Below are 23,793 nucleotides of genomic sequence, written 5' to 3' on the forward strand. Positions count from 1 at the left end.
ATTTAGACGGATTTTCTTAACCGCTATTTTATTCTATTTTTGAAGTATTCAGCCGTCTTTTTCGTGAGTAGTTTTGCGGCATTCTTCAAGTTGTAATCCAGGTTTTTGGAAGTATTCTGTATTTCCAAAACGTCTTGTACACCTATGTTTCGTATTTCTTCAAGGGGAACATCTAGTTTTCCACAAACAGCCAAAACTGGCAACTCAAATTCCTTTGCCAAACGCATAACGCCCTGTATCAATTTACCGTTCAAGGTCTGTTCGTCTATCTTACCTTCTCCCGTCACCAAAAAATCAAAACGTTCTTTGGCCAGAATTTGCCGTACCCCAGAGAGCTCAAGAATAAAATCTATTCCGCTAATGTATTTGGCACCCAAAAAACATTTAAGTACGTACGCGGTCCCTCCTGCCGCTCCAGAACCTGGTGTGTCTGCATATCGCTTTTGAAATTGTTCGCTGATCACTTTATCCAAATTTTGGAGTCCGGCATCCAAGTGTTCGATCATAGGCTCGTCAGCCCCTTTTTGGGCTGCATATATGTGGGCCGCACCATGTTTACCATAAAGCGGATTCGTAACATCGTTAATGGCATAGAACGAAATACCCCTGAGCAACGAACTTACTTGGGTATCATCGATACTTGAAATTTTTGAAAGATTTTCACCAATGGCAGATAAAGAATTTCCCTGGACATCCAAAAAATCAAACCCGAGCGCATGGCCTATTCCAATACCACCATCATTGGTCGCACTGCCTCCTAGCCCCACATAGATATTCTTTACCCCTTTCTCGATAGCATCCTTTATTTCCAAACCCGTACCATAGGTCGAAGTCAACAGGGGGTTTCGTTCCTCTTGAGAAAGTAGCATCATGCCAGAAGATTTTGCCATTTCTATATACGCAGCATTACTTTCTTGATTATATAAATAATGACTTCGCAGCGGTCGGCCCAGGGGATCCCGACTTATCACCTGTACGGCGATACAGCGTTTGTACTGAGAAACGGCATCCATAAAACCATCACCCCCATCTGAAGCCTTGATAAATTTATGGGTGCTATTAATTCCTGCCTGTGCAACGCCGGCCATAAAGGCCGTGGACACCTCTTCGCTTGTTAATGAGCCTTTAAACTTATCAGGTATTAATAGAAAGTTCATTTTTTTAAGTTCTTCGGAAATGAATTAATGGTGATATCCCAGAGTTCAGGTAATACAAAGTACACAAAAAGCGTCAGAATAAGGATGGATGCGATGTTCATAAAAAATCCTTTGCTTACCATATCGGGAATTCGCAAATAACCGGAACCAAACACCACGGCATTAGGTGGGGTGGCCACCGGTAGCATAAAAGCACAGGAAGCCGCCACCGCGGCACCCACCATCAATACGAAAGGATGTACATCTATGGACAAGGCCATGGGCGCCAAAACCGGTAAAAGCATTGCCGTTGTGGCCAAATTTGAGGTGATTTCGGTCAAGAAATTTACGGCAGAAATCAAAACCAAGACCAATATAAAAATAGGTAAACCGGATAATGAGGTCATTTGACCCCCGATCCAAATGGCCAATCCGCTATCTTCAAATCCTTTGGCCAAGGCCATACCGCCACCGAACAAAAGAATGATCCCCCATGGCATTTTAACAGCTTCTTCCCAATTGATCAATTGTTCTCCTTTTTGCTTTGACGGAATCAAAAATAAAACTATGGCAAAGAATATAGCGATAATCGTATCGTCCAAACCCGGTAAAAATTGTTGTAACAAAAACGATCTGGTTATCCAACAGAAAGCCGTAAGTGCAAAAACAAAAGCGACCACTTTTTCTTCATAGGTAATCTTCCCCAGTTTTTTCAACAAGCGCTTAATTTCTTCCTTGCCTCCCGGAAAAGATTTTTGCTTAAAATCAAAGGCATATCGCGTCAAATATTTCCAACAAATAAAAATAAGGATGATGGAAATGGGCAAGCCAAAAGCCAACCATTGCATGAAGGTGATTTCATAACCGTACGTATCCAACACCACCCCGGCCAACACCAAGTTTGGAGGGGTTCCTATCAAGGTGGCCAGACCACCAATGGAAGCACTATAGGCAATGGCCAGCATCAAGGCCTTTCCAAAAGTCTGGTTTTCATCTTCAATGGTATCTGGATTATCACGTAGTTGTTTGATGATGGCCAAGCCAATGGGCAGCATCATGACCGAGGTTGCGGTATTGGATATCCACATCGATAAAAATGCGGTCGCTACCATAAATCCCAAGATGATCTTTCGCACATCGGAACCGATCAAATTAATGATGTTCAAGGCAATTCTTCGATGCAGGTTCCATTTTTCGATGGCGATGGCAATGATGAATCCGCCCATATACAGAAACACATACTTATGACCGAAAGAGGCCGAGGTCGAAGATAAATCCAATCCGCCGGAAAGTGGGAACAAGACGATAGGCAGTAATGCGGTAATCGCGATGGGAACAGCCTCGGTAATCCACCAAATCGCAATCCATACGGTCGATGCCAAAACAGCATTGGCTTCTTTGGACAATCCCTCAGGATGAAAAAAGAAAAGAATAAGGATGAAAGAAACCGGACCCAAAATCAGTCCTAACAATTTGGTTTTACGCATAGGGTTGGCATTGAAAAATGAAAATACAGATTTATCTCCAGTTAACGCTTGCTTAGCCCCTTATTTTGAAACTTTTGACCTTAAAATACCATATCCTAAAAGCGTCCAGGCCGCTATTAAGAAAACACCTCCTATAGGGGTTATAATTCCAAACATTTTAAAATCAAATTCTACCAAATCGTTCAAGGCCAATACATAGATAGAAAAGGAAAAAAGTACTACTCCCAGTACCGTACAGCCATAAATGGTTTTCTTGGATTGGACCAAGATATCTGGCATTAAGCCAAGTACGAACAAAAAGAAAGCATGGTACATTTGGTACCGAACGCCCGTTTCAAAGGTAGCTACGGCATCGGCATCTACCAATTGCTTCAGTCCGTGGGCCCCGAACGCACCCAACACCACCGCCAGTAGTCCGAAGAGACAAGCCGTACTCAAAATTGTTTTTTTCATAACTTTTCACCTAACTATTATTATAAATGTAACAATTTGATACCTTAGTATTTCGTTACCCATCAAAAGTACTCAAATCGTATGATGCGAAAAATTCTAGTTATCGGCGCAGGAAAATCCACCTCCTATTTGTTGGATTATCTTTTAGGAAAATCGGACACCGAAAAAGTACAGATCACCATTGGCGATATCCATCCCAAAGCCGTTCCGCAACGCATAGCGGAACATCACAACTGTACCGTCGTCGATCTCGATATCTTTAAGGATAACGAAAGGTCAAAAGCTATTGCTGATTCAGACATCGTCATCTCCATGCTTCCCGCACGATTCCACATCAAAGTAGCGGAAGATTGTCTAATTCATAAGAAGCATTTGGTCACGGCCTCCTACGTGAGTCCTGAACTCCTCGCCCTGGATACAGAGGTAAAGAAAAACGAATTGGTATTCATGAACGAAATTGGTCTGGACCCAGGTGTCGACCATATGAGTGCCATGCAAGTCATTGACCGTATTCACGATAAAGGCGGAAAAATAGTATTGTTCGAATCTTTTTGTGGCGGACTGGTAGCCCCGGAAAACGACAATAATCTTTGGAACTATAAATTTACCTGGAACCCACGGAATGTAGTGCTTGCCGGGCAAGGCGGTACCGCCAAATTCATCCAGGAAGGCACCTACAAATACATTCCCTATCACCGACTTTTTAGACGTACGGAATTTTTTGATGTGGAAGGTTACGGTCGTTTTGAAGGCTATGCCAACCGCGATTCGTTAAATTACAGAGCGGCTTACGGATTGCAGGATGCGTTGACCATTTACAGGGGCACCATGCGCCGGGTTGGATTCTCAAAGGCTTGGAACATGTTCATCCAATTAGGGGTGACCGATGACACCTACACGATTGAAAATTCCGAGAACATGAGCTATAGGGAATTCATCAACCTGTTTCTACCCTATTCCCCTACGGATTCCGTCGAATTGAAATTGCGCTATTATCTTAAAATAGATCAGGACGACATTCGCTGGGATAAACTCATGGAGCTGAAATTATTCGATGATTCCAAAAAAATCGGTATCCCCAATGCCACGCCAGCGCAAGCGCTTCAAAAGATCTTGGAGGATAGTTGGACCTTAAAAGACGACGAGAAGGATATGATTGTCATGTACCATAAGTTTGGTTACGAGCTGCATGGCGAAAAGAAGCAAATCGATTCCAAATTGGTGGTCATTGGTGAAAACCAGACCCATACGGCCATGGCCAAAACGGTTGGACTGCCCGTTGCCATTGCTGCCATAAAAATACTGAACCAACAGATTACCACACCGGGCGTTCAAATCCCGATTTCTAAAGAAGTGTATCAACCGATTTTGAAAGAACTAGAAACCTACGGTATCAACTTTAAGGAATACGATGTACCCTATTTGGGCTACAACCCCAATTCTGTAATTAGTTAGCCCTATTTTGGTGTAAATTTGAAACCAAAAGGGTAACTTTATATTTCATTTATCCCCTGAAGTATGAAGAACGAGAATTCCCTGGCCAAAATCGATGGTATCGATAAAAAGATTTTACGCTTTTTAATGGAAGATGCCCGAAAGCCCGTTTTGGAAATTGCCCGAAACATCGGTATTTCTGGAGCCGCCATTCACCAGCGCTTGCGAAAATTAGAAGCCTCTGGCTTATTATCGGGCTCCAAATTCATCATCAACCCAAAATCTATGGGGTACACCACCATGGCCTATATCGGCATCTATTTGGACAAGGCGATGAGCAACCCACAGGCGGTAAAGCAATTGGAAAAAATACCTGAGGTCTTGGAATGCCATTACACCACGGGCAACTGGTCCATTCTTATAAAAGTCCTTTGCCGCGACAACGAACACCTCATGCAAGTCTTGAACAAGGAAATTCAGCAAATAGAGGGGGTATCGCGAACGGAAACCTTTATCTCGTTAGCCCAGCAAATTGATCGGCAGATTACGATTTAGGTCGAAAACAATAGCGGTTCCTCACCATCTTGATTAAGCTGAATCACATCCGTTTTATGAAATCCTAGACCATACAGGAGTCGGACGGACTTTACATTCGCCTGCATACAAATGACATGGATTTTTTTAGGATCAAATCCGATGCTCCATACTTCATGACCGCGCCTGCCGCTTCAAAAGTAAATCCCTTTTCTTCAAAATAAGGCAAAAAGGCAAACCGATGTCCGGATGTTCCAGATAGTCCCGTTGCAAAAATCCCCAAAGACCTATGGGGGTATCGCTATCCTTTAAACCAACTGTTAGTAATCCGAACCCATTTTTTTCATAATTGGTCCATAATGTTGAGTATAGCCGATTGTTTTTTCGGTTGAGTAAATCCTCCTGTCGCCAATAAATTCAATCCAACTTAAACTATTCAACAGTTCAAAGATAAAAGCAGCATCCCCCAATCTTGATCGCCTCGGGTAAAGACCTTCGGTTTCGACCTTCATGTTTACGATTACTTTTAACTAAAAAACCTGTCTAGATTTTAGACAGGTTTTAAATTATTTCTTATACGTAAAAATCGGGTTAATCCCTACCTCCAAAAACTTGGAGACCCCAGTATACCAAGGTAGCCAAGGAACCAATGGCCGCCACCAAATAAGTACGAGCCGCCCATTTTAAGGAATCTTCTGCACCATCATATTCTTTTGGCGTGATAACGTTCTTATTCTTTAACCAAGCCAACGCTCGGTTACTAGCGTCATATTCAACCGGTAAGGTGATAAAACTGAACAGCGTGGCCATTCCCATCATGATCAATCCAGCAACGGCTACCCAATACCCAAAACCAACTCCGGCAGCGGCCCCTAGCATCAATCCTCCAAAAACAACCCAAGTGGACATTCCTGAAGTAACACTGACGACAGGTACTAACTTAGACCGAATACCTAACCATTCATAGGCTTGTGCATGTTGTACCGCATGACCACATTCGTGCGCAGCAACAGCTGCAGCAGCCGCATTACGTTGGTTATATACCCCTTCACTCAAATTTACCGTTTTGTTCTTTGGGTTGTAATGATCCGTTAACATTCCAGGGGTAGAAATTACCTTTACGTCACGAATACCATTATCCGACAACATCTTTTCGGCAATCTCCGCACCACTCATCCCATTCTGAAGATGTACCTTTGAATAGTATTTGAACTTGCTTTTTAACTTTCTACTGACCAACCAGCTTACCAAAGCTATGGCTCCAATCAATATATAATATCCCATCATAACATTTCGATTTTTAATTTTAATAAATATACTAAAGATTATATCTCAGGCATCATTCCCTAAAAATCAAAAACCTCGCCAAACCCAAAATGGGTGTAGCGAGGTTACTTTATACTGACAAAATGTATGTTTAAACAATGGCTTCTTCCCAGCCGAACGCTTCTTTTATTTCCTGATAAACTATTTCCCCTTCCACAATGTTCAATCCTTTTTTCAAGGAAGCATCTTTTTCACAGGCAGCTTCCCAGCCCAGATTGGCCAATTTTAAAGCATAGGGCAAGGTTACATTGGTTAAGGCAATAGTAGATGTACAAGGTACCGCTCCCGGCATATTGGCTACTGAATAGTGCACCACGTCATCAATAATATAAATGGGATCTTCGTGGGTCGTAGGTCTTGTAGTTTCCACACATCCTCCTTGATCGACCGCTACATCTACGATTACCGTTCCTGGGCGCATTTCCTTCAACATATCGCGGGTGATTAAATTGGGGGCTTTGGCACCTTTCAATAACACCCCGCCAATGATGAGATCATGGTTTTTAATATGTTTCCGAATGTTGAACTCATTGGAAAACTCCGTCACCACATGCGGTGGCATTACATCGTTCACATAACGCAAACGCTTCATATTGATATCCAATACCGTTACATGCGCACCCAGACCTGCTGCCATTTTAGCAGCTTGTATCCCAACGACTCCTGCACCCAGAACCAAAACACGACCTGGGGCTACGCCGGGCACTCCACCTAAAAGAACACCACGCCCTTTTACCGGCTTTTCCAAATAACGTGCCCCTTGTTGAATGGCCATTCTACCCGCCACTTCTGACATGGGAGTCAATAACGGTAGTGTTCCTTCCTCATCTTCCACGGTTTCATAGGCAATACAGATTCCTTTCTGCTTGATCATCGCTTTGGTCAATGCCTCGCTGGAAGCAAAGTGGAAATACGTAAACACAATTTGACCTTTTTGAATGAGATTATACTCCTCTTCAATAGGCTCCTTCACTTTTACGATCATTTCACTAATGGCATAAACCTGACCAATGGTGTCTAAAATCACGGCACCGGCTTTCTGATAATCCTGATTATAAAAACCACTTCCCTCACCTGCGTCGGACTGCACATATACTTTGTGGTTGTTCTTTACCAATTCAAAAACTCCGGCAGGGGTCATCCCTACCCGACTTTCATTGTTTTTAATCTCCTTAGGAATACCAACGATCATAATGTTGTGATTTAATGTTATGCTGCAAAATTGAACCTAATTACGCAGAAATCAAACATATAATCGTTAAAAGGTAGGGGTCAATCGTCTTACTATTGCTTTAATTCGCAGTATACCCCTATTTTTTATAGGGTCATCTCCAATAATTATTATAATTTATTAATGTACCCCCCCTGAAATTAAAAACACCATCACTAAGATTGGGTAGAGTACTGCGTTTAATTCGAGTTCCGAACTTATAGATCAATTCGCTATGCTTGTGAAGACGACATCTAAGGGAACACACAACACTTATCGCCTTATCTGGCGGTTTTGTTTTAGCTTATAAAAAAGTCTTTGCGAGGTATGAAGCAAACTGATAGATTCGTATTCCAAACCAGCAGATCACTTCGTCGTACCTCCTCGTGAAGACGTTTACCCTACGATGTTTACGATTTTACCGGGGACTATGATGACCTTTTTAGGTTCACGACCCTGTAATTGTTGCTGGGTTTTTTCATTGGCCATAACGGCAGCTTCGATTTCTTCCTTGGACAAATCGAGTGCCAACTCCATGGTAAATTTCATTTTTCCATTGAAGGAAATAGGATATTCCTTACTGCTTTCCACTAAGTATTTCTCCTCGAATTTTGGAAATTGCGCCGTGGCGATAGACCCGGAATGGCCTAACTTCTCATAAAGCTCTTCCGCGATATGCGGTGCATAGGGAGATACCAAAATGGCCAAGGGCTCCAGCACTTTTCTGCTAATGCATTTTTGTGCCGACAGCTCATTGACACAAATCATAAATGTGGATACCGACGTATTAAAACTAAAGTTCTCAATATCTTCTTCCACTTTTTTGATGGTCTTATGTAAAGTTTTCCAAGATTCTTTTGAAGGTTCTTCATCAGAAACAGCAAACCCCGCATTTTCACCAGTATGAAACTGTCTCCATAATTTCTTTAAGAAGGAATGCGTCCCCGTGATACCCGCTGTATTCCAAGGTTTGGACTGCTCCAAAGGCCCTAAGAACATTTCATACAAGCGTAGACTGTCCGCCCCATATTCTTTTACAATATCATCCGGGTTTACAACATTGAATTTGGACTTGGACATTTTTTCAACTTCGCGGCCTACGATATATTTGTTGTTTGAGCTTAAAATTATCTCCCCATTTTCCCCCATAAAAATTGGAGAACCAAATGTATGTTTAATACTTTTATCTAATAGAAGTCCTCTAATATCTAATTCATCCGAAGAGTTAACATAATTCACATTAACATGAGATGGTAGAATTTTGTATCTAATCAAGTTAACAATATTAGATTCTAAACTAAGCATACTCTTTATATAATTGACAATATTTGATTTTAGGTTTTCATCATCAATCAATCCCTTTGAAACATATAAATTTCTAAACCTTTTTACTATTTCAACCAATTCATTTTTTTGAACTTCTGAATATTCTGAAGGTTTTTCATGTAATATTTCCTTAACCTGTTCAGAGTCTATATATACACCATAAACAAAAGCACTCGTCCCGGTAATCATCCCTTGGTTGATCAACTTTTTGGCAAATTCATCCTTGGGCACCAAGCCCTTGTCGAACATAAACTTTTGCCAAAACCTCGAATACAATAAGTGTCCCGTGGCATGCTCGCTACCGCCAATATACAAATCTACATCCTGCCAATAATTAATGGCCTTTTGCGAAAATATTTCCTCACTATTGTGCGGATCCATATAGCGGTTAAAGTATTGGGAGCTTCCCGCCCAACCCGGCATGGTATTCAATTCAAGTGGGAATATGGTTTTATGGTCTATCAACGAACAACTAACAACGGCCAACTTTGTGGTATCCCAAGCCCACTCGGTCGCGTTGCCTAATGGCGGTTCACCGGTTTCTGTGGGTAAATACTTCTCAACTTCAGGAAGTTTTATAGGCAAATGTTCCGTTGCTATCATCTGGGGCATTCCGTCCACATAATATACCGGGAAGGGTTCTCCCCAATAGCGTTGACGACTAAAAACGGCATCGCGCAAACGGTAATTTATTTTTCCTTTGCCCTGTCCAATTTTTTCCAATTCAAAAATGGCACGCTTCAATGCTTTCTTATACGGTAATCCGTTTAGAAAATCGGAATTCGTGATGACCGTTTTCTCTTTATCAGAAAAGGCCTCCTCAGAAATATCGACTCCTTCAAAAATATTAGGAATGGGAATGTCAAAATGCTTGGCAAAATCATAGTCGCGCTGATCCCCGCATGGAACGGACATTACCGCCCCGGTTCCGTACCCCGCCAACACATAATCCCCGATCCAAATAGGGACGGGCTCCTTGGTAAACGGATGCTCCGCATACGCACCAGTAAAGGCTCCGGTAATCGTTTTTACATCAGCCATACGATCGCGTTCCGAACGTTTTGCGGTCGCTTCTATATAGGCCTCTACCTCCGCTTTTTGTGCTGCAGTCGTTATTTTAGGCACCAAATCATGCTCAGGCGCCAAAGTCATAAAAGAAACGCCGAAAATAGTGTCGGGCCGGGTAGTGAACACTTCGATTTCGCCTTCGACCGCGCTCAGGCTGACATTCGATTTTTCATGCAACTTGAACGTAACACTTGCCCCCTCACTCCTGCCAATCCAATTGGTCTGTGAATCCTTTAACGGTTGCGGCCAGTCTATTTTTTCCAAACCATCTAGCAACCGTTGGGCATAGGCGGAGATCCGCATGCTCCACTGGGTCATCTTTTTACGGATGACCGGGTGACCGCCCCGTTCAGAAACACCGTTCACGATTTCATCGTTCGCCAAAACGGTTCCTAATGCCGGACACCAATTCACTTCGGTATCGGCCAAATAGGTCAGTCTATATTTTAAAAGGATTTCTTGTTTTTTAGTATCGGAAAAAGCTTTCCATTCTTCTGCCGTAAATTCTTCGATAGCATCATCACAAACCGCATTAACGGTTGCATTTCCGTCGGAATTAAAAAGGGAAATCAACGTGTCGATATCCTCGGCCTTATCCGTATCGATATTGTACCACGAATTGAAAATCTGAATGAAGATCCACTGGGTCCATTTATAATATTCCGGACTCGAGGTGCGCACCTCGCGGCTCCAATCGAAGGAAAAACCCAATTGGTCTAATTGTCTTCTATATCCCTTAATTACATTATCCCTATAATTCTCATCATGAATTGAGACTCTATTTGTTTTATCGCTTAAAGCAACATCCTTTATGCTACCATCTTCATTGACATATTTGGAAAGTATATTTCCATATTCATCCAAACAACCCTCAATATTAATTTCGGTAGTGTTTCTAGGATGCTGACCGGTCTGTATCGCGTACTGTTCCGCCGGAAGTCCGAACGAATCATAGCCCTGTGGATGCAATACATTGTATCCTTTATGTCTTTTATAGCGTGCATAAATATCACTGGCAATATACCCAAGTGGATGCCCTACATGGAGTCCGGCTCCCGAGGGATACGGGAACATATCCAGCACATAGAATTTATCCTTTTCGGAATCGTTCTCGGCTTTGAACGTTTGGTTATCTGCCCAGTATTTTTGCCACTTGGCCTCAATTTCGTTGAAATTGTATTGCATGATATCTACTTCTTTGCTTGAGCGGCAAAAATAGGTGGAATCGATGAAAGTTAAAAAGATAATGATGATTAAGGGGTTTTGTATTCGTTCACGGAGAAACCCATGTGCGCTTCTTAAATTTTGGTATCTTCGAATTGTGAACAACATACACTCCAAATCGGTCTTCATAACCCTACTCATCCTCTGGTTCTTTTCCATTCGTCTAGAAGCGCAGCTTGGTTTTTGCGGGGGTAGTTCTGGCGATCCCATTTTTACGGAGAATTTTGGGAGCGGTACTACAGATGGCCCTGCCTTACCTCCTGGCACCACGTTCTATGATTTTACTACGGGCACGCCCAATGACGGAGATTACACCATCTCCAGCACGACTGATTATTTCGACTGGATCAGCGTACAGGACCATACTCCTGGAGATAGCAATGGGAAATCCTTAATTGTCAATGCAAGTTTTACCGCAGGAGAATTTTATCAACGACAGGTTTCTGGTCTTTGCGAAAATACCAGCTATGAATTCTCTTCATGGCTTATTAATTTACAACCTTCTGGGAGTTGCGATGGTAATAGTATCCCCGTAAATGTACGTTTTCAAATATGGGACGAAACGGATACCAACATTTTGGCGCAGGGCGATACCGGCACTATTATAGGGAGTTCCAATGCAAGTTGGGAACAGTATGCCTTAGTATTCAAGACAGAACCTGGGCAAACCTCGGTTATCCTAAAAATGCGGAACAATAGTAATGGCGGCTGTGGTAACGACCTAGCCATAGATGATATCGTTTTTAAATCTTGCGGGGATATTGTATCCGTTTCTACGGATACTGATGAAACCAGTTTAACGGTTTGTGCCAATCAAGGGCCTGTTTCCAGAACCATAACCGCAACCCCAGACAACAAAATATTCAAGACCCATGCCTATCAATGGCAACAAAGCACGGACCAACAAAACTGGACAAACATCCCCGGCGAAACGAATCCAACGATTAACACTCCGGCGGTTACGAACACCACTTTTTTTAGGGTGAAAATTGCTGAAGATGCCCTTAACGTAAACAATGACCTCTGTAATGTTGTATCCGATATTTTTAAAGTGATGGTACTCCCCATTCCCAATGCCCCTACTAGCAACGGAGACGTTGTTATTTGTCAAGGGGAAACGGGACTGCTTAAAGTCAACACAAGCAATGGCAATACCGCAAATTGGTACGATGCCCCCACGGGTGGCAACTTACTCAGTGAGAATAGCAACACCTATGAAACCGAAGTAGCAGGAACCTATTATGCCGAGGCCAATTCGCCGCTCATAGAATGTGCCTCGCTTACGAGAACCGCCGTTACGCTAACCAGTAATCCATTGCCCGTACTAAACGACGAAACCCTTAGCTTTTGTGAAAACACAACCATTACTTTATCGGCAGATGTGGATAATGTCTCCTATGCTTGGAGTACGGGTGCCACCACAAAAGAAATCGTAGTCGGTGAAGCGGGTACGTATACAGTTTTGGTAACGGATACCAATGGGTGTTCAGCACTCAAGACCATCATCATAGAACAAATAGACCTCCCACGAATTAAACGCATTGTTTCTGACGGCCCATCAATTTTAATTAAAACTTCAAATTCAGGAGACTTCATGTACTCACTGGATGGCACCAATTTTCAGGACCGACCTATTTTTGATGCCGTTGAAGGCGGTTTGTACATTATATATGTACAGAATTCCGCAGATTGCGAAGTGGTAACCCAAACTTTTTACCATTTGGTCATTCCAAAATTCTTCACCCCTAACGGTGACAATACTAATGATGTTTTTGAACTCGACGGCCTAGAAATTTTCAACACGGTTTCATTTTCCATATTCGACCGGTATGGTACATTACTCAAGTATGGAAACACGAACACTTCATTTTGGGACGGTAATTTTCAAGGAAAAGAAATGCCCGCTGCAGATTATTGGTACTGTATAAAAGCGGATACCTCTCAATTTAAAGGTCACTTTAGTTTGAAACGCTAACGAATTTAATTTTTAAGTTCCATTTAACATTACTTTGCTATTTTTACTGCACTTTTAAGTGCTATGGCGAACTCTTTCGAAAATTATCAACGGCGTAAACTTATCTCCTCTTATTTTTCAGTGGTGCTAAGCATCGCCTTAGTGTTGTTTCTATTAGGAATTTTAGGACTTTTGGTGTTGAATACCAAAAAAATGGCGGATCGCTCAAAAGAACAGATTACCATATCGGTTTTTTTGAAGGAAAATGCTAAAGAAATTGAAGTGGAACAGTTGCAGAAGACTTTGGCGATGTCAGATTACACCAAATCGTCCACCTATGTTTCCAAAGAAGATGCGGCCAAACAGCACAGCGAAGATATTGGTGAAGATTTTGTGGATTACCTAGGTTATAATCCGCTGAAAAATTCCATCGACGTAAAACTAAATGCCGATTTTGTTACCGCTGAAAAAGTAGCCGAAATAGCGGATACCCTTTCTGAAAAGAGTTTTGTAGATGAAGTTAGCTATGACAAGGTCTTGGTAAGTATGGTGGCCAAAAGTGTCGAGAGAATCGGATTTTGGATACTTGTTGCCAGCGCCATATTTACGTTTATTGCCGTATTACTCATTAATAGCTCCATTCGGCTTTCCATTTATTCCAAACGTTTTATCATTAAGACCATGCAAATGGTGGGGGCCACAAAAAGCTTTATCAGAAGGCCTTTCATTTGGCAGAATATAAAGTTGGGCATGATCGGGGCCGGCTTGGCGTTGCTGGCCATTGCAGGTGTCATTTATTACGTGAACAGTAATTTCCAAGATTTAGGCCTGTTAGATGAGCCCTATATCGTGATTATTTTAATGGCAAGCGTCTTTTTGTTGGGTATTCTCATTTCCTTCATAAGTACCTACATTGCCACACAACGTTTTCTTAATCTACGAACGGACGAATTATATTATTAAATTTGCGCTATGAGCAAAAAGAACAAAACAGCCGAAAACAACAAGCAGGAATTTATTTTTCAAAAGAAAAACTACCTGTTCATGTTCATTGGTCTAGGCTGTATTGCCTTAGGCTTTATATTAATGAGCGGTGGAGGCAGTGACGACCCCAATGTCTTTAATCCGGAAATCTATAATTTTAGAAGGATTCGTTTGGCACCCACTTTAGTACTTATTGGTCTGGGCATTGAAATCTATGCCATTTTATTGAATCCCCATTCCCAAAAAAAATAATCTTTGGATACACTACAAGCCATAATACTCGCAATTATTGAGGGTATTACCGAATATTTGCCAGTTTCATCAACAGGGCACATGATTATCACTTCTTCCTTTTTTGGAATCGCACAAGAAGATTTTACCAAACTCTTTACCATTGTTATCCAATTGGGAACCATTTTATCGGTAGTGGTCCTTTATTTTAAACGCTTCTTTCAGAGTATCGATTTTTACCTGAAATTAATGGTCGCTTTTATCCCCGCGGTCATCTTAGGCCTATTGTTAAGTGATTTCATAGATTCTCTTTTGGAAAACCCTATTACCGTCGCAGTTTCCCTTGTCATTGGTGGGTTTATACTTTTGAAGGTCGACGATTGGTTTAGTTATGGAGAGGAAGAGCAGGAGAAAACGATTTCTTACGGAACCGCTTTAAAGATCGGTTTTTTTCAATGCCTGGCCATGATTCCCGGGGTATCTAGAAGTGGTGCCAGTATTGTGGGGGGAATGTCACAAAAATTATCCCGAACCGCAGCAGCAGAATTCTCCTTTTTTCTAGCGGTGCCAACCATGTTGGGAGCCACCTTGAAGAAAAGTTATGATTATTACAAAGCCGGATTTACCCTGACCGATGACCAAATAAACCTACTTATTATTGGAAATGTAGTAGGGTTTTTAGTGGCGCTATTGGCCATCAAGACCTTTATAGGTTATCTCAGCAAGCATGGCTTTAAAATGTTCGGTTACTATCGCATTATTATCGGCTTCATTATTCTAGCGATCCACTTTTTCATAAGACCATTAACCGTTATCTAAGTGACCCAAGACGATTTTCTTAATGGTCAAGTTTTACTGATCGACAAACCTTTGGGTTGGTCGTCTTTCCAAGCAGTCAACAAACTAAAATGGGCGATCCGAAAGAAATTCAGTCTAAAGAAATTTAAAATTGGCCATGCAGGAACATTAGACCCTTTAGCCACAGGATTACTAGTAATCTGCACGGGGAAATTCACCAAGAAGATTACAGAATATCAAGGACAAGAAAAGGAATATACGGGCATTATTACATTAGGTGCCACCACACCTTCCTATGACCTTGAAACTAAAGTGGACCACACCTACCCGACCGACCACATTACTTCAGAACTAATTCATTCCACTACAAATCAATTTATAGGAGAACTGGAGCAGGCTCCTCCTGTATTTTCAGCATTGAAAAAGGATGGAAAGCGACTGTATGAATTGGCACGGGAAGGAAAATCCGTTGAAATTTCAAAAAGAAAAGTTACCGTAAGAACCTTCGAAATTACCCAAATCAATGACTTGGATGTTCACTTTAGGATTGCTTGCAGCAAAGGTACCTATATACGCTCCATCGCCCATGATTTTGGGACGGCACTCAATTCTGGCGGACATTTAACAGCCCTTAGAAGAACCAAAATAGGTGATTTCACCGTAGATATAGCCCAAAACCCTAACGTCTTTGCCGATACATTATTGGGCTATTCGGTCAATGAATAGTTGAACAAAGGTTCAACTTACACCGATAACCTAAAATATTTTACTATAATTAAGGTTATATACACATGAATCTGAACAGACAACAACTTTCATTACTCATCACCATATTCAGTATGGCGATCGTAGTATTGGTCTTATACAGTATTCAATTGGGAGATGCCGCGGAAAAAGACGAATATATTGTCGAAATGATGTTGGATCCAGAAATTCCCGAAGAAATTTTAGAGGAAGAAAAATCAAAAGAAGAACAAGCAAATACCGACCCCATTAAAAGCCATATGGCCTACAATGAAACGGCAAAACCTAGTTATGGAAGTCCAGAGCCTTTACAAACCTTAGAAGAGCTTATAGAGGAACGTAGTGAAGTGGATGAAGGCGTAACCACGGATGATATGCTTTCTGATGCGGGCTATGCCCAAAGAGTAAAGGAATTGGCTAAAAAACGTGAAGAAAAAAAGCAACTTTTAGGTGAAAAAGAAGCACAGAAAAAAGAATTCACTAATAATCTTGCAGCTAGAAGAACTTCTGTTTCCTATTCTTTGGTAGACCGAAACAATTATAAATTGCCCCCTCCCATTTACACTTGTATAGAAGGTGGTAAAGTCGTTATTAACATTAAAGTCGATGCCTTGGGATATGTAACCGAAGCAGATTTCAACTCAAAAAGTTCGGGAACAGATAATGGGTGTCTTGTTGATAATGCTATTGCCTATGCCCTTAAAGCCAGGTTCAGTTCTTCTGACAGAGCGTTTCAAAAAGGCACCATCACTTACCTATTCCAAGGGAAGTAATTCAACCATTTCATTTAGCATCGACTTTCCTTTACCGGTATTGTACCATTTTTGTAATGATTTCCTAAACTCTTTGGTCAAAAGTCCATGTGCTTTTTTATACTCCCTAACCATTTTTGTAGTCTCCATTGGTCTGGTTCACAAGAATATACTACTTTCAAAAAATAGTCCCATATAATCAGTTTAGGAATAGAAAGTGATTATTCGTAAAAAAATAGCGCATCAACTCCAAATTTTCATCACGCAGTAAAACCCATAGTTGAATGTTAATGGATAATTCAGCTATTTTATTCAATACCGGTAAACTAGGGGCGGCCTCCCCACACCAGCTTTCGGTCAGCACAACAGAGGTAATCGGCTTTTTAAGTTTTGCGATTTTTAGCTTGACCGCCTCCGATAGATTAAACGTTTTGTCCCAACACCGTAAGCGGGCGTCATTCAACTCTGTATTTTTGATTAAGGCTTCGTTTATTCGGCCCCGGTAGATTTTTCCATTTCGACCAAGCATAAAACCAATTCCCTATAAGCTCTATAACTATAACCTTCCTTTATAGCGGTGTTTATTAGTTGTCCTACCGTTTCCATACTATTTCAACCTCTTATCCTATTAATTATAAAAGTTCACCGCGGTTATTTTGCTACCCTATAGCTTACAAATTCTCTGGATTTACGGCCAAGCTATTGAACAGCTTTGCCTTTGCCGTAAAAAATTTGTTCTCTACTTGGTTTTGTTTTAAAACAGCATCAATCAATTTACTTTCCCTTGAATTGATCAAAAAAAGTGAACTTTCTCCAAAACTGAATTTTCGTTCCTCTGCATTGAGCAAGGCCGTATAATTATCAACGATATCATCAATCAATATATTTTGCTTTTCAAAGGAGTCCAGTTCATTATAAATGGCTATTATTTTATTCTGAAGCTGTACTTCCGCATTATCCATTTCAAACTGGGCGTCCCTTAATTTTAATTTTGCCAACTTTAAATCTCCCCTCTCTTTTCTGAGGAACAAGGGCAATTCAAAATTTAAACCGCCTTTGTAGTTTTGGGTCTCAAATGAATTGATATACTCGGGTGTATCGGTAATAAACTTATATTCCACATCTATTCGAGGAAGTAATTTATTCGTCTTTAAACGTTTATCGACCCGCAATCCATCAATTTTATACCCAAGTGATTTTAATTTCGGATGATTTTGCAGGGCGAAACTGTCTAAAGGTTTGCCTAAAATCTCCAAGGTGTGGTCAATTTCAGTATCTAAAGACGTTTCAGGTATGACATAGGATTGTAGTTCCATAGGGATGTTTTCACCCATCCACAAAAAATTGGAAAGTTCTAAAGTAGCGTTCCGAAAAGCCACTTTAGCTTGCTCTAACTCCAACGCCCTATTCTGTACCGCAATTTTTGCTTCTACCGTATCTATAGCAGCTTTATCGCCGGCAAGGGCACTGCTCCTGATTCCTTTGAACCGCTCTTCCGCATTACTTAAAAAATCAGAAAATACCTTTTTATTTCGGTATGTCTGTAACCAGTTGAAATAGGCCAAAGAAGCATCGAAAAGAATTTGGTTCACCAAGAGATCCCTATCTGCCTTAGATTGCTCTCTAAAAAATTTGGCCTTCTTTACCGTCGCCATTCGCTCGTTCACCCAAGAACCCCTCCCCAATGAAAGTGACACACCTGCACTGTATAGGCCATCTTCGGGAACGTTATGTTCTGGGTTCACATACGTTCCCGTATACTGTTCGAAATCTCCTTTTAACTCGATTCCGTACCAAGTAGGAATTTTAAACGTAGCATTGAGCAAATCATAATAATCGGTGCCCTTAAATTCCTTGCCCGAGTAATCCACTTGGACTTTCGGGTCAAAGCCTCCCCTGGCCTTCATCAAGTTGGCCTGACCAACGTCTATGGTTAACGCTGCTTGTTTGGCAATAGGATGGTACTTTTTAACATAACCCAAATACTCCCTAAATTTCAATTCAAGGGAATCCAAATCCTGCGCATTTGAGGCGTAACCGAAACAAAAGCAAAGTAAAAGAATAATACTGCGCATATTTATTGCTTTACAGGTTTGGCCTGTGCTCCTTCAGGCTGATAATAATTGGGAGGAAACCCGTTCAATTGCCTCCACAGTTCGTACCAAATGGGAACATCTTCTAAAAGAGCGATGGTATTTGCACCAGAACCGACACGCAGCGCTTTTGGCCAAGGGTGATCATCTTTGTCGGGCGCCAATAGAATCCTATATTTTCCATTGGTACTAATAAAAGTTTCTATGGCTACCACTTCTCCACCATAAGTTCCATAAGAAACGTTGGGCCAACCGCTAAAAATGATGGCCGGCCAACCATCGAACTGTATCCGCACTTTTTCGCCTAAATGAAGCAAGGGTAGATCTATAGGTTCAACAAAGGTCTCTACCGCCAAATCATAATTCGCTGGCATAATGCCGACTAAAGGCGTACCTTCTTTGAACGTCTCCCCAATACCGGCTTTAAGTGCAGTATTCACATACCCATTCTGCGGTGCCCGAATATAACGCAAGGCATTACGCATTTGATAATTCGTATAATCGTTCTCAAGTTTACTTACCTGAGCCTCAGAATCGAACTGATTGGACATGGCCGTGAATTTATCGCTTTCCGCTTTTGAAATCTTATCGGTATAGGCCGCTTGCACGCTATTTATTTCAACCTCTGCATTAATAATCTCATTTTGGGCCGCCAATAATTTATTCTCTTGGGAAATTAATTTGGCCTGTGTTTCCTGAAGCTTTAATCGTTTTTCCTCAACATCGGTCACCGCTTTTAATCCTTCACTTTCCAATTGTGCCGTTCGTTCATATTGTCGTTCGGCAATCCTAATATTCGTTTTTGCGGCCTCAAACTCAATACTATCGCTCTGCGCTTTTAACTTGGCCTGTAACAACTTGTTTCTGGCCTGCTCCAACTTCAACCGCCGTTCTGTCAACAAGGCACTGATTTGGTTGTCAAGCGCTTTTACCTTATCTCCATAAGAAATGACCGAAGAGTTTTTAGATTGAAGCTGCTGGCCTGTGCGTTCTACCAAATCGGGATCAAAATATTCAGATTTTACCTCTGAGATGAATAAAATGGTATCTCCCTTTTCAACGTAATCGCCTTCTCTTACAAACCATTCCTCTATTCTTCCCGGTATTTGCGATTGAATCGTCTGGGGGCGCTGACCTGGCGTTAACGTGGTCAAAAAGCCCCTAGAGTTGATCGTTTGCGTCCAAGGAAGGAACAAAACAATCAATCCAACTACGGCAAAAGCGAACAAAAAGCGGTTGAAATGCTTATAATGCCTTTTGTGAAATACCTTTTGAGCAGATTTAAATCGGTCGAGTGAAACTTTTTGGTTTAGTTTCTTATGTGATATATTCAGCATCTTCCCTCTATATTTCGTTTACAATTCTTCCATTTTCCATGGTGATGATACGCGAGCATTTATCGATCCATTCTTCATTTTCGCTCACGACCAGTAAGGCCCAACCATTACTTGAATCGCTTAGGAAATTAAGAATACGCCTAGCTTCCTCTTTATTGAACTGGTCTAAGGGATCCTTTAAAATGAGTAATTTGGGCTTTCTAACGATACTTCTGGCCAATACAATTTTCTTTGAAACAGTATATGGAATCTGTTTCCCCTCTGGATAAAGTACGGTGTTCAAACCTTCTGGCTGTTGCTTTACAAATTCTGTCAACCCTACTTTGTCCAAGGCCCAATATACTTGTTCATTATTGGTACTCTTATCCCCAAAAGTGATGTTATGCAAAATGGTTCCCTCAAAGGGCGATTCTTCCGGTAAAGATTGACCCAAATGGGAACGGTAATAATTGAGGTTCATTCCTTTTAAGGAAGCTCCGTTTACGAATACGCCACCACTGTCGGGCTCGAGAATTCCAGCAATAATGCGCAGCAATGTGTTTTTACCAGACCCACTTTTACCCCTTAAAAGAATGGTACAACCCGGGGTGATGTTAAGATTAAGATCATTGAGTATCTTCCGTTTCAGCTCAGGCACACTATAGGTTATATTACTTAACTCGACCGTAAAACTTTGTGCTTCCGTAAAGGGTCTTTCACCCTCTTGTGGCTCGAGTTCCTTATCGACCACCTGCCCCATTTTCTCCAACGACGTCAATAAATCATAAAAGGTCTCCAGACCAAGAATCAATTTCTCTACAGAGCTGATGACCAATAGAATAATGATTTCAGCGGCCACGAACTGCCCTATATTCATCTCTTGGTTCAATACCAGCAACCCCCCGATAAGTAAAAGTCCCGCAGTTACCAACACCTTAAAACCGATCATTTGTATAAACTGTAAAACCAAAACTCTAAAGTGACTTTCCCGCGCTTCGAGATAACCCGTTACAAGGGCATCATTTTTATCCAAGGCATGTGAGGTTTTTCCCGATAATTTAAAACTTACAATCGAACGAGCTACCTCTTGCAACCAATGGGCTACCTGATACTTACTTTTAGATTCGTCTAGACTTGTGTCCAATCCTCTTTGTGCAGTATACTTAAAAACTACGTAAATCAATAAAAGCAACAGTAACCCGTATAATATGAAAAAGGAATGATAGAATGACAGCAATAACAATCCGAAGATAATCTGTAACAAGGCCGCCGGGAAATCTATCAATATCTTTGAAAGGGACTTTTGAATGGTTAAAGTATCAAAGAACCTATTGGCCAACTCTGGCGGATAATAATTACGCAGTTCGCTCATTTTAATTTTGGGAAACCTATAGGCAAACTCGAACGAAGATCTTGTAAATATCTTCTGCTGTACGTTCTCAATAATTCGAATTTGCATTAATTGTAAGATGCCAACAAAAGCTACCCCTAATGTAACCAGTACTACTAAAATTATCCAAGAAGTACTGATCTGTGCACCTTGAATAAGATTAATAATGGCCTGTATTCCTAAAGGGAGGGACAAATTGACCAGACCGGCAAAGATGGCGTAGTAAAAAACTTGGAAAATGTCCCTTTTGTCCAATTTTAAAAGTCCGAGAAAACGCTGCCAGGCCGTGAGTATATTTTTAGCCATTAAACTTCTGATTTAAAGTGTTAAATACCAGATTAGTAAGGTATTCGGTTGGTGAGACCTTAGAATTACAATCGGTCATTGATGAAAAATGATCCTTTAAAAAATGTTGATGCAAAGCACTTTCCAATATAGTGCTTGCCAAGCTTGAAGGATACTGATAATCAGAATTTACAGCTTTTATCATATCTCTAAGCCTACCGGCCAGTCGCTTATAGATCAAAAAATAGCCTTCCTTATTTTCTATATCCACTTCCTTGGTCAAATACGATTTAGAGTATTCGTTAATGACAATTTTGTTCAATAAAACTTCATTTATATGGGAGAATGATGAATCTTCCTGTGTTTCGCGGGTAATGATTTCAATGGACCTCAATAATCGATCTTTTGCATCTTCAATATTGTTGGTGGCAAAGACCAACTGATATTCAACCCAACTCCAATACCATGAAGTTAGATAGAGTAAGAGCTTATGCTTATTCTCAAAATAGCGGTAAATAGAACTTTCATTTGAGCCAATTTTAACTCCCAACTTCTTAAAGGTAAAACTTTCACAGCCCATGTCATGAATCATGAGAATACTTTCTTGGATAATGTTTTTCCCTAACTCAGAAGATTCTGGATCTTTTACAAACAACTTGTCGTTCACCCTAATTTTAACCTCTTGTAACAATTCGTCCATATCACTTAAAAATCAATAAAAACAAATATAATAGTAATACTATCATAAATTAATAGTTTAACATTTTTTAACGAAAGTATTGCTTTTGTTTTTAACGAATTATATATTTTCGTTTTGTCAAAAAAATAAGCTCTAAAATTGTTTATTGTTAGATAAATGCGCCTTAATCTACCTATTCAATATTTTGAACCCCTTTTTTGACAAAATTTATACTATTTATAACCTATAAAAATTATACTTATGAAGTACTTAATGATGTTCTTTACGTTTTTACTTATAAATACCAATGCCTTTGCCCAGGACAATTATGGTAACCTAAAAGCTGGAGATATACTCTCTATCACTAAAAGTTCCAACATGCCTTTTGACCATCTCTATTTCCCAAGGCCGAATCTTATTATCAAGCGCGGTGCAATTGCCAATTACAAAGCTTTGGATGGCATGAAAGTAAGGATCGAAGAAATATCTGAAGACACCACCGTTAAGCTAACTCCCCTGAATGGGAAAAAATTCTTTAACCGATTTCCATATGTGAAAGCCAACCTTGAAAAAGCGTTGGAAAACAATGAGTTGAAATTACTTAACAACCACACTAAATCTTTGGCGGTCACCTATGAGTCAGAATAAAAATACTAGTTCACACATCTAGATTTCGGTAACTATCAAAATAAAAGGTCCTGAACGGCAAGTTTAAAAAACTAGATGTTCAGGACTTTTTTTTCTGGCTTTTTAAATCTTGAATCTATTGAATTACCTTTGTAGTTGCAAACCTTTTCTAGTATGGAAAAACACAGATGCGGCTGGTGTAAAGGAGATAGCCTCTATGAAGAATATCATGATCAAGAATGGGGTGTACCCGTCAAAAATGATGACTCTTTATTTGAATTTTTGCTATTGGAAACTTTTCAAGCCGGTTTAAGTTGGATTACCATTTTACGAAGACGTGAAAATTTTAGGGAGGCTTTCGATAATTTTGATTACAAAAAGATAGCAACATACACAGAAGACAAAATTCTGGATTTGCTACAAAATGAAGGAATTATACGGAATAAATTAAAGGTGAGGGGTACGGTAACCAATGCACAGGCCTTCATGGATATCCAAAAAGAATTCGGAAGTTTCAGCAATTATATTTGGGCATTTGTTGATGGAGAACCCATAAGGAACAAGGTAATCAACTATAAACAAGCACCTGCCAACACTCCCATATCGGACACCATAAGTAAGGATTTAAAAAAACGTGGATTCAAGTTCGTAGGCAGCACCATAGTCTATGCTTTCATGCAAGCAACAGGTATGGTCAATGACCATGAGGTCAATTGTTTTAGATACGAACAAGTTTGACACC

At 40.7% G+C, this 23,793-nt stretch carries 23 protein-coding genes; 10 read left to right on the top strand and 13 right to left on the bottom strand.

What is annotated here, in order from left to right:
- Positions 1-23: 23 nt before the first annotated feature.
- Genes ACNR9Q_RS01570 through ACNR9Q_RS01580 form a run of 3 tightly spaced genes read right to left on the bottom strand, consistent with a single transcriptional unit; the run spans position 24 to position 3,076 of the window.
- The gene (locus ACNR9Q_RS01570; protein ID WP_419212828.1) at positions 24-1,157 is read right to left on the bottom strand and encodes a glycerate kinase; all 1,134 of its coding nucleotides are present in this window, start codon (positions 1,155-1,157) and stop codon (positions 24-26) included.
- Entirely contained in the window at positions 1,154-2,623 is a 1,470-nt protein-coding gene (locus ACNR9Q_RS01575; RefSeq protein WP_419212829.1) for an SLC13 family permease, read from the bottom strand. Before ACNR9Q_RS01575 ends, ACNR9Q_RS01570 begins: the two co-directional genes overlap by 4 nt.
- Positions 2,624-2,683: 60 nt before the next feature.
- A complete protein-coding gene (locus ACNR9Q_RS01580; protein WP_419212830.1) occupies positions 2,684-3,076 on the bottom strand; it encodes a DUF423 domain-containing protein in 393 nt (130 codons plus the stop codon).
- A gap of 81 nt (positions 3,077-3,157) precedes the next feature.
- Here ACNR9Q_RS01580 and ACNR9Q_RS01585 point away from each other — a divergent pair, with 81 nt between their 5' ends.
- Entirely contained in the window at positions 3,158-4,531 is a 1,374-nt protein-coding gene (locus ACNR9Q_RS01585) for a saccharopine dehydrogenase family protein (protein ID WP_419212831.1), read from the top strand.
- Positions 4,532-4,594: 63 nt separating this feature from the next.
- Complete coding sequence (locus tag ACNR9Q_RS01590) at positions 4,595-5,065, top strand: Lrp/AsnC ligand binding domain-containing protein (RefSeq protein ID WP_419212832.1); 471 nt, start codon at positions 4,595-4,597, stop codon at positions 5,063-5,065.
- A gap of 91 nt (positions 5,066-5,156) precedes the next feature.
- On the opposite strand, the gene ACNR9Q_RS01595 is transcribed toward ACNR9Q_RS01590, so the two are convergent.
- From ACNR9Q_RS01595 to ACNR9Q_RS01610, 4 genes are all read right to left on the bottom strand, one after another.
- A complete protein-coding gene (locus ACNR9Q_RS01595; protein ID WP_419212833.1) occupies positions 5,157-5,327 on the bottom strand; it encodes a hypothetical protein in 171 nt (56 codons plus the stop codon).
- Positions 5,328-5,635: 308 nt separating this feature from the next.
- A complete protein-coding gene (locus ACNR9Q_RS01600; RefSeq protein WP_419212834.1) occupies positions 5,636-6,331 on the bottom strand; it encodes a zinc metallopeptidase in 696 nt (231 codons plus the stop codon).
- A 130-nt stretch (positions 6,332-6,461) separates the two neighbouring features.
- On the bottom strand, positions 6,462-7,562 hold the full coding sequence (ald, locus tag ACNR9Q_RS01605; protein WP_419212836.1) for an alanine dehydrogenase: 1,101 nt from the start codon (positions 7,560-7,562) through the stop codon (positions 6,462-6,464).
- Positions 7,563-7,976: 414 nt separating this feature from the next.
- Positions 7,977-11,159 (bottom strand): leucine--tRNA ligase, encoded by a 3,183-nt coding sequence (locus tag ACNR9Q_RS01610; RefSeq protein ID WP_419212837.1) that lies wholly within the window; start codon positions 11,157-11,159, stop codon positions 7,977-7,979.
- Positions 11,160-11,295: 136 nt separating this feature from the next.
- Here ACNR9Q_RS01610 and ACNR9Q_RS01615 point away from each other — a divergent pair, with 136 nt between their 5' ends.
- The 6 genes from ACNR9Q_RS01615 (at position 11,296) to ACNR9Q_RS01640 (ending at position 16,682) form a co-directional block, all read left to right on the top strand.
- The gene (locus tag ACNR9Q_RS01615; RefSeq protein ID WP_419212838.1) at positions 11,296-13,173 is read left to right on the top strand and encodes a T9SS type B sorting domain-containing protein; all 1,878 of its coding nucleotides are present in this window, start codon (positions 11,296-11,298) and stop codon (positions 13,171-13,173) included.
- 63 nt (positions 13,174-13,236) lie between these two features.
- Positions 13,237-14,115: a cell division protein FtsX gene (locus tag ACNR9Q_RS01620; RefSeq protein WP_419212839.1), complete on the top strand. Its 879-nt coding sequence runs from the start codon at positions 13,237-13,239 to the stop codon at positions 14,113-14,115.
- A 9-nt stretch (positions 14,116-14,124) separates the two neighbouring features.
- Positions 14,125-14,388 (top strand): DUF3098 domain-containing protein, encoded by a 264-nt coding sequence (locus ACNR9Q_RS01625; protein ID WP_419212840.1) that lies wholly within the window; start codon positions 14,125-14,127, stop codon positions 14,386-14,388.
- A gap of 3 nt (positions 14,389-14,391) precedes the next feature.
- Positions 14,392-15,186 (top strand): undecaprenyl-diphosphate phosphatase, encoded by a 795-nt coding sequence (locus ACNR9Q_RS01630; protein ID WP_419212841.1) that lies wholly within the window; start codon positions 14,392-14,394, stop codon positions 15,184-15,186.
- Positions 15,187-15,891: a tRNA pseudouridine(55) synthase TruB gene (gene truB / locus ACNR9Q_RS01635; RefSeq protein ID WP_419212842.1), complete on the top strand. Its 705-nt coding sequence runs from the start codon at positions 15,187-15,189 to the stop codon at positions 15,889-15,891.
- A gap of 65 nt (positions 15,892-15,956) precedes the next feature.
- Positions 15,957-16,682, top strand: a complete 726-nt coding sequence (locus ACNR9Q_RS01640; protein WP_419212843.1) for a hypothetical protein — start codon at positions 15,957-15,959, stop codon at positions 16,680-16,682.
- Here ACNR9Q_RS01640 and ACNR9Q_RS01645 read toward each other — a convergent pair.
- The 6 genes from ACNR9Q_RS01645 to ACNR9Q_RS01670 form a co-directional block, all read right to left on the bottom strand.
- Positions 16,665-16,811 carry a hypothetical protein gene (locus ACNR9Q_RS01645; RefSeq protein WP_419212844.1) on the bottom strand — a complete coding sequence of 49 codons (147 nt, stop codon included), beginning with the start codon at positions 16,809-16,811 and terminating at the stop codon, positions 16,665-16,667. The two genes, ACNR9Q_RS01640 and ACNR9Q_RS01645, sit on opposite strands and share 18 nt — an antisense overlap.
- 49 nt (positions 16,812-16,860) lie before the next feature.
- Positions 16,861-17,190 carry a thioredoxin family protein gene (locus ACNR9Q_RS01650; RefSeq protein WP_419212845.1) on the bottom strand — a complete coding sequence of 110 codons (330 nt, stop codon included), beginning with the start codon at positions 17,188-17,190 and terminating at the stop codon, positions 16,861-16,863.
- Between the two features lie 142 nt (positions 17,191-17,332).
- A complete protein-coding gene (locus ACNR9Q_RS01655) occupies positions 17,333-18,736 on the bottom strand; it encodes a TolC family protein (protein WP_419212846.1) in 1,404 nt (467 codons plus the stop codon).
- A gap of 2 nt (positions 18,737-18,738) precedes the next feature.
- Positions 18,739-20,091 (bottom strand): HlyD family secretion protein, encoded by a 1,353-nt coding sequence (locus tag ACNR9Q_RS01660; RefSeq protein WP_419212847.1) that lies wholly within the window; start codon positions 20,089-20,091, stop codon positions 18,739-18,741.
- A 7-nt stretch (positions 20,092-20,098) separates the two neighbouring features.
- Positions 20,099-21,766, bottom strand: coding sequence for a peptidase domain-containing ABC transporter (locus ACNR9Q_RS01665; RefSeq protein ID WP_419212848.1), 1,668 nt, complete (start codon positions 21,764-21,766; stop codon positions 20,099-20,101).
- Positions 21,759-22,445 (bottom strand): TetR/AcrR family transcriptional regulator, encoded by a 687-nt coding sequence (locus ACNR9Q_RS01670; protein WP_419212849.1) that lies wholly within the window; start codon positions 22,443-22,445, stop codon positions 21,759-21,761. The genes ACNR9Q_RS01665 and ACNR9Q_RS01670 overlap by 8 nt, the downstream gene beginning before the upstream one ends.
- Positions 22,446-22,685: 240 nt before the next feature.
- On the opposite strand from ACNR9Q_RS01670, the gene ACNR9Q_RS01675 reads away from it, so the two are divergent.
- Together ACNR9Q_RS01675 and ACNR9Q_RS01680 are read left to right on the top strand one after the other, a co-directional pair.
- A complete protein-coding gene (locus tag ACNR9Q_RS01675; RefSeq protein WP_419212850.1) occupies positions 22,686-23,072 on the top strand; it encodes a hypothetical protein in 387 nt (128 codons plus the stop codon).
- A 153-nt stretch (positions 23,073-23,225) separates the two neighbouring features.
- Entirely contained in the window at positions 23,226-23,789 is a 564-nt protein-coding gene (locus ACNR9Q_RS01680) for a DNA-3-methyladenine glycosylase I (RefSeq protein ID WP_419212851.1), read from the top strand.
- Positions 23,790-23,793 lie beyond the last annotated feature (4 nt).

Origin of the sequence: Maribacter sp. X9 (assembly GCF_048537565.1) — a bacterium.
Classification (GTDB): Bacteria; Bacteroidota; Bacteroidia; order Flavobacteriales; family Flavobacteriaceae; genus Maribacter.